The organism is Paenibacillus sp. JNUCC32, assembly GCF_014863545.1.
GTDB classification, from domain to species: Bacteria; Bacillota; Bacilli; order Paenibacillales; family Paenibacillaceae; genus Paenibacillus_AQ; species Paenibacillus_AQ lautus_A.
Genome location: NZ_CP062260.1, coordinates 992,876 through 1,008,081, shown reverse-complemented (window position 1 = coordinate 1,008,081; position 15,206 = coordinate 992,876). Strand labels below are relative to the sequence as shown.

At 52.0% G+C, this 15,206-nt stretch carries 18 protein-coding genes; 5 read left to right on the top strand and 13 right to left on the bottom strand.

The features are described 5' to 3' along the window. Positions 1-90 precede the first annotated feature (90 nt). Positions 91-201 (bottom strand): hypothetical protein, encoded by a 111-nt coding sequence (locus JNUCC32_RS04620; RefSeq protein ID WP_015736381.1) that lies wholly within the window; start codon positions 199-201, stop codon positions 91-93. Positions 202-396: 195 nt separating this feature from the next. Beyond that, positions 397-663, bottom strand: a complete 267-nt coding sequence (locus tag JNUCC32_RS04615) for a helix-turn-helix domain-containing protein (protein ID WP_015736382.1) — start codon at positions 661-663, stop codon at positions 397-399. Positions 664-840: 177 nt separating this feature from the next. Here JNUCC32_RS04615 and JNUCC32_RS04610 point away from each other — a divergent pair, with 177 nt between their 5' ends. Next, on the top strand, positions 841-1,512 hold the full coding sequence (locus tag JNUCC32_RS04610; protein WP_036663981.1) for a tetratricopeptide repeat protein: 672 nt from the start codon (positions 841-843) through the stop codon (positions 1,510-1,512). Between the two features lie 87 nt (positions 1,513-1,599). Here JNUCC32_RS04610 and JNUCC32_RS04605 read toward each other — a convergent pair whose 3' ends face one another. The 4 genes from JNUCC32_RS04605 to rpiA all read right to left on the bottom strand — a co-directional run bounded on the left by JNUCC32_RS04605 (position 1,600) and on the right by rpiA (position 4,036). Beyond that, positions 1,600-2,235: a GDSL-type esterase/lipase family protein gene (locus tag JNUCC32_RS04605; RefSeq protein ID WP_009595336.1), complete on the bottom strand. Its 636-nt coding sequence runs from the start codon at positions 2,233-2,235 to the stop codon at positions 1,600-1,602. 124 nt (positions 2,236-2,359) lie between these two features. Further along, entirely contained in the window at positions 2,360-2,791 is a 432-nt protein-coding gene (locus tag JNUCC32_RS04600; protein ID WP_090908142.1) for a GNAT family N-acetyltransferase, read from the bottom strand. A 29-nt stretch (positions 2,792-2,820) separates the two neighbouring features. Next, positions 2,821-3,270, bottom strand: a complete 450-nt coding sequence (locus JNUCC32_RS04595) for a MarR family winged helix-turn-helix transcriptional regulator (protein ID WP_096776733.1) — start codon at positions 3,268-3,270, stop codon at positions 2,821-2,823. Between the two features lie 49 nt (positions 3,271-3,319). After that, a complete protein-coding gene (rpiA, locus tag JNUCC32_RS04590; protein WP_277746414.1) occupies positions 3,320-4,036 on the bottom strand; it encodes a ribose-5-phosphate isomerase RpiA in 717 nt (238 codons plus the stop codon). A gap of 87 nt (positions 4,037-4,123) precedes the next feature. Between rpiA and JNUCC32_RS04585 the strand changes: the two genes are divergently transcribed. After that, positions 4,124-4,321: a hypothetical protein gene (locus tag JNUCC32_RS04585; RefSeq protein ID WP_015736388.1), complete on the top strand. Its 198-nt coding sequence runs from the start codon at positions 4,124-4,126 to the stop codon at positions 4,319-4,321. A gap of 258 nt (positions 4,322-4,579) precedes the next feature. On the opposite strand, the gene JNUCC32_RS04580 is transcribed toward JNUCC32_RS04585, so the two are convergent. The 3 genes from JNUCC32_RS04580 to JNUCC32_RS04570 all read right to left on the bottom strand — a co-directional run bounded on the left by JNUCC32_RS04580 (position 4,580) and on the right by JNUCC32_RS04570 (position 6,337). Then, complete coding sequence (locus JNUCC32_RS04580; protein WP_015736389.1) at positions 4,580-5,155, bottom strand: macro domain-containing protein; 576 nt, start codon at positions 5,153-5,155, stop codon at positions 4,580-4,582. Positions 5,156-5,225: 70 nt separating this feature from the next. After that, the gene (locus JNUCC32_RS04575; RefSeq protein WP_192571246.1) at positions 5,226-5,657 is read right to left on the bottom strand and encodes a hypothetical protein; all 432 of its coding nucleotides are present in this window, start codon (positions 5,655-5,657) and stop codon (positions 5,226-5,228) included. 56 nt (positions 5,658-5,713) lie between these two features. Further along, complete coding sequence (locus tag JNUCC32_RS04570) at positions 5,714-6,337, bottom strand: TraX family protein (RefSeq protein WP_009592213.1); 624 nt, start codon at positions 6,335-6,337, stop codon at positions 5,714-5,716. A gap of 230 nt (positions 6,338-6,567) precedes the next feature. Here JNUCC32_RS04570 and JNUCC32_RS04565 point away from each other — a divergent pair, with 230 nt between their 5' ends. Then, positions 6,568-6,741 carry a glycine zipper domain-containing protein gene (locus tag JNUCC32_RS04565; protein ID WP_192571245.1) on the top strand — a complete coding sequence of 58 codons (174 nt, stop codon included), beginning with the start codon at positions 6,568-6,570 and terminating at the stop codon, positions 6,739-6,741. Between the two features lie 71 nt (positions 6,742-6,812). Here JNUCC32_RS04565 and JNUCC32_RS04560 read toward each other — a convergent pair whose 3' ends face one another. The 4 genes from JNUCC32_RS04560 to JNUCC32_RS04545 all read right to left on the bottom strand — a co-directional run bounded on the left by JNUCC32_RS04560 (position 6,813) and on the right by JNUCC32_RS04545 (position 13,251). Further along, complete coding sequence (locus tag JNUCC32_RS04560; protein WP_192571244.1) at positions 6,813-10,034, bottom strand: cellobiose phosphorylase; 3,222 nt, start codon at positions 10,032-10,034, stop codon at positions 6,813-6,815. A gap of 109 nt (positions 10,035-10,143) precedes the next feature. Then, positions 10,144-11,154, bottom strand: coding sequence for a LacI family DNA-binding transcriptional regulator (locus tag JNUCC32_RS04555; RefSeq protein WP_015736394.1), 1,011 nt, complete (start codon positions 11,152-11,154; stop codon positions 10,144-10,146). A gap of 146 nt (positions 11,155-11,300) precedes the next feature. After that, on the bottom strand, positions 11,301-12,509 hold the full coding sequence (locus tag JNUCC32_RS04550) for an SLC45 family MFS transporter (protein WP_192571243.1): 1,209 nt from the start codon (positions 12,507-12,509) through the stop codon (positions 11,301-11,303). A 4-nt stretch (positions 12,510-12,513) separates the two neighbouring features. Further along, entirely contained in the window at positions 12,514-13,251 is a 738-nt protein-coding gene (locus tag JNUCC32_RS04545; RefSeq protein WP_096776738.1) for a glycerophosphodiester phosphodiesterase, read from the bottom strand. 222 nt (positions 13,252-13,473) lie between these two features. Between JNUCC32_RS04545 and JNUCC32_RS04540 the strand changes: the two genes are divergently transcribed. After that, entirely contained in the window at positions 13,474-13,938 is a 465-nt protein-coding gene (locus JNUCC32_RS04540; protein ID WP_036663997.1) for a MarR family winged helix-turn-helix transcriptional regulator, read from the top strand. After that, a complete protein-coding gene (locus JNUCC32_RS04535; protein ID WP_192571242.1) occupies positions 13,931-15,169 on the top strand; it encodes an MFS transporter in 1,239 nt (412 codons plus the stop codon). Before JNUCC32_RS04540 ends, JNUCC32_RS04535 begins: the two co-directional genes overlap by 8 nt. The last annotated feature ends 37 nt before the right edge of the window (positions 15,170-15,206 follow it).

Here is a 15,206-nt window from a genome sequence, read left to right as displayed (position 1 = left end):
TGCCTCTTAGGGACGGTCTTTCCTTGTGACTGCTCATGGTGCCTGGTATTTTCTTATTGATTCATTGGTTTTGTTCGCTCAAAAGATGGATTAGATAAATGCGCGAGTAATGATCACCAACAAGATGAACAATACCAAAATAGCACCTACAGAAGAGCCATATCCATAGCCGCCGCCGTAGCCTTCTCCTACTCCGCTCACAACAATCCCTCCTTTTTTGAACATACCACATGTTATGTCGTTTCCGCTAAAATGAACTGGGCTGCCGCCTGTTCGCGATAAGAATAGTGAACCCGCCCAAATGCGCGCATCTGCGGGTATCTATACGCCGATTTTCCATGATTCCCATATGAAAGAGGCGTGGTGGAACCGTCGTTCAACCACGCCTCACTATAATTACTGTATTTTCTGCAGCTGCGGAACCTGTACTTTCTCATTCCGTTCGTTGTCATGGTCTGGATGCACGATTCGTCTGCGGCGATCGACCAAGCCTTCTTCTCCCAGCTCCCGATATTTGCGCATCCACACTTTCAGCCGTCCGATGTCTGATATTTGTAAGGCGGATGCCACTTCTTTCTTCGTCATGCCTTCCAGCCGCATGGCGACTGCCTTTTTCTTTGTTTCGAAACTGTAATGATGGAATGTCTGTCCCTTTTTCGCCATGATTATCACCTCTTTACTACCTATATCGGTTATCACCTGGCTACTTTCAATACCTGCGACCTATTCCGACATGCGCATCCTTTTAAGGTCTATAGAACCGACTGCATTTCCCCCTAAATAAATCCATGATATGGTATAATTTGGGCTAATACATTACAAGGAAATAGAGGGATTTATTTGTTTAAACTCATTATTTTCGGATTTTTGTTTTACATTTTCGGCAATCCGATAACGGCGATTCTGGTGCTGCTTCTTATCGTGTACGTGCTGGATCGCCGTTTTGTCGGGGTATTTCCCAGTGTGACGAAGCCGTTCAAGCGTGCAAGGGCTATATCCAAGCTGCGCAGACAGATTGCGGTCAGCCCCAGCGACGTATCATCCCGGCACGAGCTTGCCCGATTGCTGCTCGAGCGTCGCAAGTATGGAGAGGCCCTAAAGCTCCTGGAAACCATGGAATCCAGTTTAGAGGATTCCGCCGAATTCTGGGACGATATCGGAAGCGCGCGTCTGCATACCGGCAGCATCGCTCAGGGAGAGGCGGATATCGTCCGGGCCCTTCAAATCAATCCGAGGGTCAAATATGGCCGGCCTTACCTTAGGCTTGCCGAGGCGTTTCGGGATTCGGATCGTGAGAAGGCACTCCACTATTTGGAGCAGTTCCATGCCATCCACTCTTCCTCCAGCGAAGCCTTTTATTTGCTGGGGTATATGTATCAATCGCTGGGAAGGGCCGAAGATGCCAAGAAATCCTATCAGGAATCGATGGACGTGTATCGATCGCTGCCCAAATACAAAAAACGGCAGGAACGCAAATGGGCGGTTCGAAGTTGGTTCAGGAACTTATTCTAAGCGTTAATAATGGCTTAAACCAAAAGGACGTCCGTTAGAGGTCATGGGACCCGGGGACGTCCTTTTTTTGATGAGAATTTCCGTTTCTTATGCAAGTGGCTTGTACCCAAGCCGGTTTAACTGTTCCGCGATCACCCGGTACCCTCGGCCATTCGGGTGTAAACCGTCCACCGACATCAGTTCCTTCTCCCGGCCAGAAAATTGTGCGTAAATATCCGCAACGCGAAAATAGCCGTCGCTCAACCCCATCAAATGCCGATTGAACCGAATCACGTATTCCGTTGCCTCCGTCCAGGCCGGATATGGATTATACAGACCGATAGCGCGAATAAAATAAGGCTTGCTGGCCGGTGACTTTATTTTGCGGATATGTTTGACGATATTAGCCACATGGTTCTGGCATCGATACAAGGCGGTGTCCAGCACCTCCCGATTCGGTCGACCTCCCGTGGACTTCACCGCACGAATCAGGTCATTGCCGCCGATCGACATCGTGATAATCTGGGCCTGCTGCAAATGATAGCGATACGTTGGAAGCTGAACGACCCGATCGTATAATTCATCCGAGGTTAATCCATTGACCCCGAGATTCTCATGGGCCACGAATTGGCGAAGCTTCTCCTCCGCCATCCGACGGTATAACGGAACAAAACCGCTGCCAGGCATCGCCCCAAACCCAAAGGTCAAGGAATCGCCGACAGCGGTATAATGGTACACCAACATGTTCACCCCCTGCCCCGCTCGTTACGACATTATATGAGGAATGCCTCCGGTGCGAAACGGGTATATGAACTTGAATGGCAATTTTAATTCCAATCGGAGACGCAACATGCATCCATAGGAATGACTATTCTTCGGATTCCTCCACCTCATAAATGCAGCGGAATCTTTCAACGCCCGGGTACTTCTCTCCCAGGCTGTAAACCTCGAAACCGATACTGCGGTAGAAGTTCACGGCCTCTTCGTCCGTTTCCGCAATGACTCGTTCCGGTTTAGGCTGCACCTCGAGGAGCAGCTCCAAAATCAACCCGCGTCCGTATCCCTTCCCCCGATTCTCCGGCAGGACCGCTAAATGCCGGATGATAAGCTCGTCCTCCATCACATCAAAACCGATGACTCCCAGAAGAAGTCCGTCCTCCTCGTAGCCGAACAACCGGCTGTCGCCGCCCTGATAAAATGCAGCTGCCTCGTCCACCGCCTCCGGATCAGGGAAAACCGAGTAACTGAGTAGCTCCTTGATTTCGGGCTGCGACGCTTGCATCGTTATATCTTTAAGCATACCTATCTCCAATCTAAACTCATGTAGGACTACAGCATCTTCTCTGCGCTGATCCCCAGCTTGCGCAGCAGCATGGCCGCCTGCGCTCTTTCCTCGTCAGACAATCCGCTAAGCACCTTCACCATCAATTCCTGATGCTGAGGAAAGATGGCCTCGAAAAATTCCTTCCCCTCTGCGGTCAGCTCGGCATAGATCACGCGGCGGTCCTCAGCGGAAGCCCGGCGAACAAGCAGGTTTTTCTTCTGAAGCTTATCGACCACGTATGTAATGTTACCGCTGGAGATAAGCACCTTCTCCCCTATTTTTTGCAGCGGCTGCGGACCTTTGTGGTACAGCACATCCAATACCCCAAATTCGGTGGAATTCAAACCGTGGCTGTTGATGCTTCGATGCGAATGCGTCATCACTGCGTTATAAGCTCTGGCCAGGACTACCAGCAAATGCAGCGGGTAATCCTCGTGTTCTTGAAAATCCGACATACTTCACCCTCCGAAAGATATCATGTATTTAAGGTTAATGAACGCCGGATCAACTGTCAAATGTATTCTTGGCCTGCATGCTCGCGGAATGCAATATCCGTACCGAACCGTCCCGGCAGCCGATAATCGCTTGGTCGGCCATGCCGATGAACAGACCATGTTCAACCACGCCGGGTACAGTGCCTAAACGGGAGCTCAATTCCTCCGGCCCCGAGATTTCCTGGAACCGGCAATCAGCAATATAATTCCCGTTATCCGTTACATACAACCCTTCATCCGGCTGACGGCGCAATTGGACCGAACAACCAAGCTGTGCCAGGGACCGAATCGTCCACTCATAGGCAAAGGGGACAATCTCAACCGGCAGCGGAAAAGCACCCAATTGTGCTACCGCTTTTGCCTCATCCGCCACAATCACGAGCCGTTCGCTGTGATAAGCCGTGATCTTCTCGCGAAGAAGGGCTCCGCCTCCTCCCTTGATTAACCGCAGCTGATCATCCAGCTCGTCAGCCCCGTCGATCGTCAAATCCAGGCGATCGATCTGGTGTACGGGCGTCAGGGGTATTCCTTGTTCCATCGCCAGCTTCTCCGAAGCCTCAGAGGTAGCCACGGCCTGGATCGAGAGACCGGACCTGACCAGCTCCCCGATTTTGAGAATGGCGTAATAGGCGGTGGAGCCTGTGCCCAGACCGATCTTCATCCCGTCCTGAACATACTTGGCGGCATGCTCAGCCGCTATTTTCTTCATATTCATTTCACTCGTCATAGGACCCGCTCCTTCGTCTTAAGCTGAATCAAATGTTATAATATGGGGTACAGTGATCATTTTCATGCCAAAGGAAAGGATTATACCATGCGAACAGAGAACCAGATCAAATCCAAAATCAATGAACTTTCGATGCAAAAGAAAAAACTGCAAACCCGACTGGCAGCTCTCGAAGAGAACAGCCCTGAGCGCGCTTCCCTTCTCAATCAGGATGCCCGTCTTGACGACATGATTACCATGCTGGAATGGGTGCTGTTTGAACCAAGCGGTTCCTATCATATGTAATAAACTGCGAATAAACGGCAGGGGCGCACATTTGCGCCCCTGCTTTTTATTAAGGTTATAGAATACACCACCTTCCTGATATCGCAAGAAAAACGTCCTATACATGCGGTCTGTCTTCTCAGAATGTACGTCGATAGAGGTTTTTCTTTAGATCTCAGAAAGTATGAACTTCGAAGCGTGGGCCTTCCTGATATCGCAAGAAAAACGTCCTATACATGCGGTCTGTCTTCTCAGAATGTACGTCGATAGAGGTTTTTCTTATACTTGCGCCTCCTTCTCCTGCGTGAACCGCTCCAGCCAACGGACATAGAGCTCTTCATTCTCGGGAGAAAAGCAAACGAAATCAACCCGCTCCAGCCGGTTATCCGGCAGATCTTCCTCAAGCAGCTTCGTCACCGCCTTTAACGCCACGTCACATGCCGGAGCTTTAGGATACTCGTAGATACCCGTGCTTATATTAGGAAAGGCGATGCTTTTGGCACCGACCTCGATTGCAAGCAGGAGACTGTTGCGGTAGCATTCCGCCAGCGTATGCTCCTCGCGCCTTCCGCCGCCCTCCCAGATCGGGCCGACGGTATGAATGATATGCTGGGCAGGCAGCCGGCCTGCTCCTGTAATCACGGCGTTGCCTGGTGGGCAGCCGCCTTGCTGCTTGCGAATTTCCATGCACTGCTCCATGATCTCCGGCCCTCCGGCGCTATGAATCGCGCCATCCACGCCTTTTCCGCCCAGCAGTCCCGAATTTGCAGCATTGACGATAATGTCGCCCGTCCATGTCGTTATATCGCCTATAAAGACGGAGACCGATGTCCTTCCGATTTTAAATGTTTTCATTTCGGAAAATCTCCTTTCGGTCTTTTATTTCTCTATTACCCCGCAGGAGGGTGGATTGACCCGGTTCGACCTATTCTGTCCTCGCCTTTTTTTTCGCGGCTGCAGACAGACGGTCGGTTAAGCTCTTCTCCTCCGGCCCCTGCAGCGCTTCCTCCAGGGTCCGATAAAACATCAGCGTGCCGGTGTCCCTGGCCTTGGTCAGATGATGAAGAAACACGTTGCCGGCTTGCTCCAGCTTCAAGTCTTCGGATTCATTTCTGACCCGGCAAAGATATACCTTCATCAAGCCTTGCGGATCGCGAAATTCCATGACGCCGATCGGACTCAGCGTCCTTTTGTCCTCCTCGGTGAATTGAGGCGTCATATAAACGGTATATTCCGAAGCAGGCGGAGGAATGTATGCTTCCCGCTTTTTATCCGCAATTAATTTGGAATTCATAAACGCGATGTAACCCGCTGCCGCGAACAATAGGATGCAGGCAGCGATTGCGATATTCTGCATGAATGTCTCTCCTTGTACATAATCAGTCCGTGAGGCATCAACCTAAAAATCTTCTGTTATATAAACACCCGCAATACGGCAATAGCCAGTAAATGCAGCGGATAAAACGAACGCCATACCCAGCGGCTCACACGGACGGACTCCAGTTTTCTCCATACATGAGGGCCATAAGCTATCACGGCCGTCGGGATCACGCTCCACATCTGCAGCTCCCAATCATTAAGGAACCAGAACAGCAGGTTCAATAACATATGAAGCGGAACGAGCCAGCCGGCCTGAGCATATCGGAAAATCAAGATCAACAGCAAGCCGTAGGCTCCGTAATCAAACGGAAACTCGCTCATCAACGCACAGGCTGCAACAACCACCATCCATGATAGCAGCCGGGAATCCGATCGTTCCAGCACATAAAGAACCAAGGCTCCGGCCAACAAGGTTACGACCACGTTCAGCCCTTCGGGATCCAGCGCAAGCTGGTACGGAATTTGGGAGACCGCTGCAATAACGGCCAGCCGTGCGATATACTTGGGTCTCGATGAAGTGTAGCGGTGTCCCTGCACGAGAGCGTAAACATAGATTGGAAATGCGATGCGGCCGATGATTCTCCACATCTCCTGATGCGGAAAAAACACAAGCCCGATATGATCAATCAGCATCGTCAGCATGGCGATCCACTGCATGATAACCCCCTCCTCGCGCGGTAAGATGAACATTCGTTATGTATGTGGAATCGATATATCTATTATGGGTTGCAAACAGGGGACTTGCAAGCGGAGAAAAGATGAAGAATTGGGTATCCGGCATCCATGTCCGATATCCTATATAATAAGAACAAAGGCAGCTTGAGGACGAAGGAAACGCTGGTTTGAATCCTAGTATCAACATCTTCTCAGATGGAGGTGACTGCCCGATGGAAAAGAAAAAAAACAACATGACCTTAGGCATATGCATGGGGATCGGCGTGGGCGTGGCGATTGGAGTGGCAATGAATAATATTGCTATTGGCATAGCAATCGGTGTTGCCATCGGCATATCGTTCGGCTCCGCCATGACAAACAAGAACAAAAGGTCGCCCCAAGAATAAACGAAAACGCCAAAGAACAAGGAATAGACCACCCGGCTAGAATCGGGTGGTCTATTCGGGTTCCGTCAAACTTACCTCATGACTGCAAGAATGGACCGGATGTTTCCGTTACGGACTTCATGGGCCCACTTGCCCGTAAGGAGGGGGCCATCAACCTCGAAGGTGTCTCCTCCCGCCGTCGTCAAGGTGAACCGCTGAATCGCAACGCCGTCCTGTCCGAACGTATTTGCCGCGCGCTCGCTGCGATACGTTACCTTGACGGAACCGAGGAAGGTGAACGACACCTCCTGCCGCTCGTCAAACAGCCAAGCCGGAAGCACCGGGTTCAGATGAAGCTGAAGCTCGTTGTCCTCATAACGGAATACTCTTTTTCCGGCCATCATCATAATCCACATGCTTAAGAATTCGGCCGTCGATCCGCTCAGCCTTGCCACAAAACCGCGTCCGTGCACATGGGGATCCGGATTGACGCTGCTGGCGATGAACGATGAATTTTCCAGGGTGCTGCGTCCATAAACGGCCGGGTCCAGAAATGGGATAAGCGATGTTTTGATTTCCGAGAAAAACTCGTCGTACAGTCCCGCTTTTAATAAGGAAAGCAAGTATTTATAGGTCATATGCAAAAATACGGATTCCCGCTCCAGCCAGCCGGCCGTGAATGCGCGGATGCGTCCGATTTCATCGCCTTCCCCTTCCAGGCTGACGGACGTCTTATACATCCCCAGCGCGGCATCATATAAATCGGAAGCCTTGATCCGATCATACATCGCTCTCGCCTGGCCTTCATTGGCGAGCTTCATTCCACGGGCCGGGGCTTCGAGAAAATGCGGAAGCGCATATGCTTTGAATTCCAACACTTTGGCGGCAGGCAAGCCATAGCGGGTGATGACCGGGCTGCCCTCCGCATCCCGGATTTCTTCGAACCGCTCCGCTTCAAAGCGGAAGTACGTTGGAACGATTCCGCCTCCCAGCTGCTCGGCACGCTGAATCCCTTCTTCAATCTTGTCCAGGAAAGCCGCGTATATCCTCTTTACGTGTTTCACCGGAATCTCGACCTCCAGGCCGCTGATGCCGTATCGGACGGATGCCCGATAAGACTCGCGCTGCCCAGCTACCCGATCCCAATATCGGAAGGAGTCCAAAACGCCGGTTTGATATTGCTGCACGGCATCATATACGCCCTCTAAATAAGAGGCGATTTCCTCCGGCACCATCACCGTATGATGACCGAACCGCTCGGCAGCCTCCACAATGAATGCCACCATACGCTTCAATTCCATCGTTTCGCTCATCCCGGAGCCGAACAGACCCGGCAATCCGTTCATCGCGTCATTCCAGCCCGGCTTGTTTGCCTCCATTTCAACGCCCATCCCGTAAGGATCGAGCGTTGCCATTTTATTGAGGGATAACGAGATCATTTTGACAAACAGATTCGTACGGTAAATGTCGCCTTGTCCGCCATTCACCCGCAGCCATTCCGCCGCGTTCCGCTTTCTGCCGAGCTTATTCAGCTTCTCCTCGTCCTCCAGCAGCGCGCCGTACTGGCGAACCTTGCCCCGGCTGATCACGACCTTCTCGCTCCGTGGGAGCACATATACCGGGCTATCAAAGAATGTATAGGCATTCTCGCCAAACAGCAGCTCTTCATATCGGTCGGGATAAATATCCAGGAAACCATCAACCAAATCCATGTTATAGGTCCAGTGGTCCGACCAGAAGCCTTCGCCGAACGAAGCCGCAAAATGCTGTTCGGATATCGTCAGCAATCCCGATAAGAACCGTTCCTCGTCGATCGCCAGCCGAATGCCTTGATCCGATATCGCGTTAATGATTTTGCCCGGGGTGAAATCCCCGGCGCATGCCTTCGCGAGCTTATCGTAATCCTCCCGAGCCGCGGAGGCTTGCAGCAGCTCCTCCAATTCCCCCTCCATGCCTGGGGCTACTCGAAACCTCGTGCCTTCTACGCTAAGGGGATTATAACCGTCGGCTTGAATGAGGCTGAAGAACATCCGGATGTTGAACGTGCCCACCTTCGGAATGAAAAACACATCATTTCGGCGGTTCTGATTCATGTCCCGGAAATTGCCGTTCCCTTGTGAATAATATTCCGGGGCCAGCGAGAAAAAGTTATAGTCCCGCTCCGGATCCCCGTGCTTGCGGGAATAGAGGTGGACGACCGCGCCTTCCTTCCCGTTATCGAATATGAACGGATAACCGCCCCGCAGGAAATTGTCCAGATAGGACTGCCGGCTGTATTCATCAAATATAGGCAACCCTGTTTGGGTAGCTACGTCATCGGTTAATTGCCGGGTCAATGCCGATGCCTCCTTCCGTTTATCGAGGATATAGGCAGGCGAGCACAAATCTTTCGAGCGTTTGTTGATTTTGCCGATATCGTTCACATGACCAACCAGCGTATACACCGTTGCCGTCTCCCCAGGCTCAAGCCGCGCCGATAATCCGCTGAAGCCGCATGGCACTTTGTTCACAGGATACGGCGTGGCTTGCGCCAAGGATTCGATCGAACCCGCGGCAAATCGATCGGGGTGGATCAATGAAGTGTTTCCGCCGAATATCAGCTCAAAATCTACGATCGGTTTGATCAAATTCCCGTGCTGATCAAACGACAGATAGAAATGGCCGTTCGTAACTTCGGTAACCTCCGCCTCATCATGCGTACTGGAGCGAACCTTATAGAATGGTATGCCCCGGTCCAGATTCTTCACTTCCATCCAGCTTCGCAGCAGATTGCCGACCTCCTTGTACCCGCTGTTCTCGACGCCGTAAGGCAGAATCTCCGGCATACCGTCCAGCAGTTCAAGCGATTCCGTCCGGGCCCCGATATTCGTCACGCTGACCTGGCGGACGAGCGCGGCAAAATCTTCACCGGGCAGCTGGAAATACGACACCGATGTTCGAAGCCCTTTATCTGCATGCTCCTCCTCAATGACTAGCTCATTCTGACGAATCAGCATCGTTCTCCGTGCCTTCGTGTCCGGCTGAAAGGATTGGAACGGCTCATATACGGCCGGCGTCCCGGCCATCTTGATAAACGTGCGGAAGCCGGTGGCGGATACGTTCTTATACGAGATATTGGCCGGCGAGAATTCCATGATCGGCGAATTCTTGTCGCGTATGCCGAAACTGCTTATCCCTTGGCCCCGATTGACGTAAAAGGTCCACATCGGTATCCCCTTCAATCCGGCAATCCCCGGCAGGAAGCTGGAAAACGGCTTGGCGAGATCATACTGCTCGATAACAAAGGCATCCTTCTCAAAACGATAATTGGACATGTTCAAATCCTCCTTAAATGAGTGCATCATTCGCTGAAATCAAGAAGCCGCCCGTTTCGAAACCGGTTTCGAAACGGGTTAAAAATGAAACCTGCTCTTTAGGTTCACCTTAGGTGACCGGGCGGCAGGACTCCCGGATCATTAATTCGACTGGCAGCATAACCGACTTCACGGCGGTATCCCGCTCTTCGATTGAAGAAAGAAGGATCTCCGCGGCAACCTTGCCAAGCTGCTCCGTATCCTGGCGGACCGTCGTTAATGCAGGGGTAATGTAGCGGGACATTTCAATATCGTCAAAGCCGATGACCGACACGTCTCCCGGCACGCTCAGGCCATGGTCCAGCACGGCTCGAATCGCTCCAAGCGCGAGCAAATCCCCAGCGGCGTAAACGGCTGTCGGCCGATCCGCGAGCGCAAGCAGCCTCTTCATGGCTTCGTATCCGCTCTCGGTGGAGTAAAAATCGCTGCCGGTTATGTACTCTTCCCTTAGGTTCAGATCCAGCTCACGCAGCGCTGTTTCATAGCCATGTTGGCGCTGCTCGCCTGCAAACGTATTCAATCCGCCCGAAATATGGGCAATGCTGCGATGTCCAAGCGAGTGCAAATACCGGATTGCCAGCATACTGCCTCCGATATTGTCGGAGTAAACCGAATGCACGTGCTCCGGTGACGAATCCAGAATGACGCACGGAATGCCGCTATCCAGCAGCTCCTGGAAATCGGGATCATCGTTGCTCGACAGGATGACCACAACGCCGTCGACGCCCCTGATTTTGCAATGCTCCACGTAACTGCTTCTTCGGCCGCCGACATCCTTGGAAATGAACATCAGGTCATACCCTTTGGATACGGAGATTTTCTTAAAGCTTTCGATGACGGCTCCAAAATAGGGATGCCGAATTCCGGCTCCCGTGGCTTCAACAAAAAGAATGCCGATAGTCCAGGATCGCTTGGTCGTAAGTGACCTGGCATTGGCGTTTGGAAGATACCCCATTTCCTTCGCGGTTTCCAGGATCTTGACCCTCGTCTTTTCCCGGACGTCCGGATAATTGTTGAAGACTTTGGATACCGTCGTAGGCGAATAACCTGTTTTCTTCGCAATATCGTAAATCGTTGTCAACCTTGGAATCAGCTCCTGCCCTTCGCCGACATAATCTAAAACCATCTCTCTGGTATTAAATTCTACCTGTGCCGGCAGGCACTCGTCAATGTTATTCCGCACATCCGGGCAGGAGCTAAAACTCCCGGTTTTCCAAATGACAACGGCTAGGACAAGCTGGCGGAGGCGTTCTGCGCTTTAGCGGATTGATCCGTTTCCTGATGACGAATCATCAGCATGCAGATCAGCGCAAGCAGCATGCTGCCGGCGGCGCAATAAAACAGGATCGAATACCCCATTCCGTCAATAAGCTTGCCCAGCAGAGGCGGCGACGATATCGCCGCCAGCGAAGATACCAAATAGTACATTCCTGTCCGCGTTCCGATGCTGTCCTCCGATCCGGTCGATACGATGAAAGGGTAAGAATTGATATTGATGCAGGCCCAAAACAATCCGCCAACGGTCAGCAGTACGCGAAGCAGCAGCAGCGATTCTACCCATGGGACGAGCGCAAAGACAATCAGCAGCCCGCTGACGCCGATCAGGATCAGCCGTTTCTTCCCGAATTTACCGCCAAGCCATCCGCTGGGAATCGCAAACAGAACGAAGGCGAGCGAAAAAAACGTCAAGGAAAAGGACGCCTGCGATTCCGTCAGCCCCATCTCATTCTTCCCGTACAGCGTAAACAGCGTCTCCACCCCTTGGTACGCCACGAACCAGAAGAATATGGCCGCCAGCAGCAGCACCGTCGTTCGATTGATTTGGCTTTTAAAGGAAATTTTGGCCCTGGCGGCCGTCTGGGCTTGATAGCCCGGAGCGTCGCGTTTCTCTTGGATGAACGTCTTCAGAATGAACAAAGAGACAAGCGTTACGCCGGCAGCTGCAATGAAAGGCAGCGACGCATGGGCGCTGTACAGCACCGAGCCCACGCCGAATGCCAATATGGACCCCAAGCCGCCCATGAAGTTGATGATGCCGTTGGCTCTGGTGCGCCGCTTCTCTTCCGTTATATCCGGCATCAATGAAACGGTTGGCGAACGGTACAGGCTCATGGCCAGGTTCATGAGGACCATGAACAGCAACAACGTCGCCATTCCGTTATGAAACGGAATCATGGCCGTAAACAAAGCGCCTAGCGGCATTCCGATAAGCAGGTAAGGCATTCTTCTGCCGTACCGGGTGTGGGTACGGTCGCTTCGGCTTCCAATCCATGGCTGCAAGAACAAGGCAAAGTAATTGTCGATCGTCATAAAAAAACCGATCCATGCGACACTGGATATGTAATCCTCCAGAAAGTAGGGCACAAACGCATTGTACAGCGCCCAGGTAATGCTAATGCTGAAAAAGCCGAATCCCAGCAGCCATGTTTTCCTCACAAAGTCACGCTCCCTTGGTTTGCAGCAGTCCGTTCAGCACATCCGGATAATCCGTAATGATGCCCGCAACGCCCGCATCCATCAACTCTTTCATCCGTCCCTCGTCATTCACGGTCCACGGATGATAGGCGACGCCATGCTGCTTCGCTTCCGTTACCCACTCCGGCAGAACCGCCCGATGGTATGCGTGCAGGGCATCCGCTTTAGCCAATTTGGCGTATTCCCACGGCTGGTACAGCCCTTCGCCGTACAGCAGCCCGGTACGAATTTCTGGATCAATAAGTTTGCATTCCACCAGGGAATAATGATTGAAGCTCGAAATGACGATTTGCTCCGCCATGTTGTAATGCCTTACAGCCTCAATCACGCGCTTTTCCAGCTCGGGATATTGGATCGTTCCGTTCTTCAGCTCGATATTAACAATCGTGCCGCGGTTTTGGGTCAATTCCAGCAGCTCTTCCAGCAGCGGAATCCGTTCGCCTTGGAAATCGGCACCAAACCATGAGCCTGCGTCCAGCTTGGCCAGCTCGTCGTATGTATAATCCTTGACAAGCCCCTCGGCCCCCGTCGTGCGGGCGACGCTCTCGTCATGGATCAATACCAGCTTTCCGTCCTTCGTCATTTGGACGTCGGTTTCGATCCCGGTAGCTCCCTGCTCCAAGCCTTTGGCAAAGGCAGCCATCGTATTCTCGGGGCATATGGCCGATGACCCGCGGTGCGCGAAATTGATCAATTGTGACATTTGTACTTCCTCCTGAGTGATTAAGTTTTGGTTTTGTACTATAAATATAGCTCGCAAATGTTAGAGCTATGTTATCATTCCATTTTTCATATTCCACATCGGTTGATGAAACCCTGTCATGTCCTAATTAATTTTTCAAATGATTGACCAATTTGCATGTCAGGCATATAATTGTTTAGACAAGTATTTTTGAAAACCTGAAATGAAAGGTGTGACTTTTTCTTGAAAATACCTAAACGCAACCCTTCCATCGGTTTTCATCTGGGTTACACCTATCGGCGCGCATCCCAATTGTTTGCCAATGCCCTGAAGCCCTATGACATCACCCCCGAGCAATGGCTGGTTCTGTACCACATCGGCGAGCACGAGGGCCTGAATCAGAAGGAAGTTGCCGCCAAAGCGGACAAAGACCAACCCACGACAACCCGTATTCTGGACCTGCTCGAGAAAAAAGGATACACTCGCAAAGCCGTATCGGTTAACGACCGGAGAGCTTTTCAGCTCTTTTTGACAGATACAGGCAAGGAACTGATTGAAGCGACCACAGCCATCGAAAGTCAATGCGGAAGCCAATTAATCGAGGGCATTGACGAGAAGCAATTGGAGATGTTCTGGGACACACTCTCGCGCATCAATGCCAACATACACAACTTACACAACAACAGGAGAGATGTTCCACATGAATGATATCAACACGAAACAACCGCTATGGACCAAAGAATTCATCACGTTGATGGTCAGCAACCTTTTTCTGTTCCTGACCCTGCAGATGATGCTGACCACGCTGCCCGCATACGCCAAGGAGGCGTTCACGGCAAGCCCCTTGCAGGTGAGCCTCATAACCAGCCTGTTCGCCTTCAGTGCGATCGCGTCCCGCTTCGTATCAAGCAAAGCGCTGGAAAAAGGAAAGCTGAGGCTGCTGCTGTACGTCGGGCTGCTGATTTCCCTGGCAGCCACGCTCGGTTATTACTGGGCGAGCGGCATAGCCTTCCTGCTGCTGATGCGCATATTGTTCGGCATCGGCTTTGGGATGACAAGCACCTCGTTTCCAACCATGGCATCGGATGTCATTCCAATCAAACGCTTGGGCGAGGGCATGGGGTATTTTGGGCTATCCACTACGCTTGCCATGTCGATCGGTCCCATGATCGGCTTGACGCTGCTGCAAAGCGGCGGTTTCACTCCGCTCGTGTTCATCACGGTCTTCATCAACCTTCTGATCTTCCCTCTCGCCTACCTCCTGACATCAAGAGCGGCTAAACGGAACGCGGAGCGCCCTGCAGCGGTTCAACCCCGAGTTGAGGATAAACCGAAGGGCTCCTTCAACAAAAAGCTGATCCTTCCCAGCGTCCTCAACTTTTTGATGTCGATTACGTACGGCGGATTGCTGAGCTTCATGGCATTGTTCGGAGCGGAGGCTCACCTCCGGAATCCCCAGTACTTTTTCTTGTTCAACGCCATTGCCATCATTCTCGTACGGCCGTTCTCCGGCAGAATTTATGACCGGTACGGACATAAGGCGCTTGTTATACCCTCTGCGATTCTGATGGTATCCGGCTTGCTCCTGCTTACCTTCGCCACATCGACGGGATCCATGCTGTTATCGGCACTTTGCTACGGCATAGGCTTTGGGGCGATGCAGCCGTCCATCCAGACCTGGATGATTCAGGAGGTTCATCCGCTGCAGCGCGGCATGGCCAACGGCATGTTCTTCAACTCCCTGGATTTCGGCGTGGCCATCGGCTCGATCGCGCTCGGCGCCATCGCCAAATCCACATCCTATGCCATCATGTACCGATACTCGGCGATTGCGCTCGTGCTGTTGATCCTGATTTATATCATCATGCAGGCAGCCGGCAAGTCGCGTTCCCAATCCACCACGGCAGTCGAGGACACCGAGGCTACCGCGGCAGGTTAACGAACAAAGCGATAACGAAAAAGCTTCGTCAGCCGGA

What these genes read in the sequence shown, in the direction of transcription:
- JNUCC32_RS04615 (WP_015736382.1), bottom strand. Translation starts at nt 663, where the DNA reads ATGGCGAAAAAGGGACAGACATTCCATCATTACAGTTTCGAAACAAAG.
- JNUCC32_RS04560 (WP_192571244.1), bottom strand. Translation starts at nt 10,034, where the DNA reads ATGTCCAATTATCGTTTTGAGAAGGATGCCTTTGTTATCGAGCAGTAT.
- JNUCC32_RS04545 (WP_096776738.1), bottom strand. Translation starts at nt 13,251, where the DNA reads ATGTCACAATTGATCAATTTCGCGCACCGCGGGTCATCGGCCATATGC.
- rpiA (WP_277746414.1), bottom strand. Translation starts at nt 4,036, where the DNA reads ATGACGAGTGAAATGAATATGAAGAAAATAGCGGCTGAGCATGCCGCC.
- JNUCC32_RS04570 (WP_009592213.1), bottom strand. Translation starts at nt 6,337, where the DNA reads ATGCAGTGGATCGCCATGCTGACGATGCTGATTGATCATATCGGGCTT.
- JNUCC32_RS04535 (WP_192571242.1), top strand. Translation starts at nt 13,931, where the DNA reads ATGAATGATATCAACACGAAACAACCGCTATGGACCAAAGAATTCATC.
- JNUCC32_RS04600 (WP_090908142.1), bottom strand. Translation starts at nt 2,791, where the DNA reads ATGCTTAAAGATATAACGATGCAAGCGTCGCAGCCCGAAATCAAGGAG.
- JNUCC32_RS04585 (WP_015736388.1), top strand. Translation starts at nt 4,124, where the DNA reads ATGCGAACAGAGAACCAGATCAAATCCAAAATCAATGAACTTTCGATG.
- JNUCC32_RS04580 (WP_015736389.1), bottom strand. Translation starts at nt 5,155, where the DNA reads ATGAAAACATTTAAAATCGGAAGGACATCGGTCTCCGTCTTTATAGGC.
- JNUCC32_RS04595 (WP_096776733.1), bottom strand. Translation starts at nt 3,270, where the DNA reads ATGTCGGATTTTCAAGAACACGAGGATTACCCGCTGCATTTGCTGGTA.
- JNUCC32_RS04605 (WP_009595336.1), bottom strand. Translation starts at nt 2,235, where the DNA reads ATGTTGGTGTACCATTATACCGCTGTCGGCGATTCCTTGACCTTTGGG.
- JNUCC32_RS04575 (WP_192571246.1), bottom strand. Translation starts at nt 5,657, where the DNA reads ATGCAGAATATCGCAATCGCTGCCTGCATCCTATTGTTCGCGGCAGCG.
- JNUCC32_RS04565 (WP_192571245.1), top strand. Translation starts at nt 6,568, where the DNA reads ATGGAAAAGAAAAAAAACAACATGACCTTAGGCATATGCATGGGGATC.